The sequence below is a fragment of the Aquirufa ecclesiirivi genome (assembly GCF_011250515.1).
GTDB lineage: Bacteria > Bacteroidota > Bacteroidia > Cytophagales > Spirosomataceae > Aquirufa > Aquirufa ecclesiirivi.
Genome location: NZ_JAANOP010000033.1, coordinates 1 through 251 on the forward strand (window position 1 = coordinate 1; position 251 = coordinate 251).

1 tRNA gene is annotated in these 251 nt (G+C 49.0%); it reads left to right on the forward strand.

Annotated features, from left to right (window positions below):
* Window positions 1-137: 137 nt before the first annotated feature.
* Window positions 138-214 (forward strand) — tRNA-Ala (locus G9H65_RS13345).
* Window positions 215-251 lie beyond the last annotated feature (37 nt).

Consider the following 251-nt stretch of genomic DNA (forward strand, 5'->3'; position numbering starts at 1 on the left):
GCTGGAGATGAAAGCCAATAACGGGGGATTAGCTCAAAAAGCTAGGAACCAAGCCTGCACTAGTGGGCACAACGAACTGGCCGTTCGCGTTGAATCCGTTTTCTCTACTAAAGAGAATAAGAGTCCCAATTAAACTTGGGGGATTAGCTCAGCTGGCTAGAGCACCTGCCTTGCACGCAGGGGGTCAACGGTTCGAATCCGTTATTCTCCACCAATTAATTACCCTCCCTCCTACTTCAACGGAAGTAGAA